A 447-nucleotide genomic window follows, 5' to 3' on the forward strand; every position below is an offset into this window, starting at 1 on the left:
GTCCTCGATCGGCATCAGGAACGGCTTGTCGAGCGGGCGAACCGGCGTCGGGATGTAGTCGTCGACCGCAGCCATCAATTCGCGGATCGAATCCTCGCCGATCTTCTTGTCGGAATCTTCGAGTGCCGCAAGTGCCGAACCCTTGACGATCGGAATGTCGTCGCCGGGGAACTCGTTCTTGGTCAACAGCTCGCGCACCTCGAGCTCGACCAGCTCGAGAAGCTCGGCGTCGTCGACCTGGTCGACCTTGTTCAAGAACACCACGATCGACGGCACGCCGACCTGACGGGCCAGCAGGATGTGCTCGCGGGTCTGCGGCATCGGGCCGTCGGCGGCCGACACGACCAGGATCGCGCCGTCCATCTGCGCAGCACCGGTGATCATGTTCTTGACATAGTCGGCGTGGCCGGGGCAGTCGACATGGGCGTAGTGGCGGTTGGCCGTCTC

Annotated in this window: 1 protein-coding gene; it reads right to left on the reverse strand. The window is 64.0% G+C overall.

Going from position 1 to position 447, the window contains the following annotated elements; genetic code table 11:
* A partial coding sequence (locus tag AC0L2Z_RS35475; protein ID WP_473630653.1) for a GTP-binding protein occupies nt 1–447 on the reverse strand: 447 nt, incomplete at both ends.

The sequence above is a fragment of the Mesorhizobium sp. WSM4850 genome (assembly GCF_055811735.1).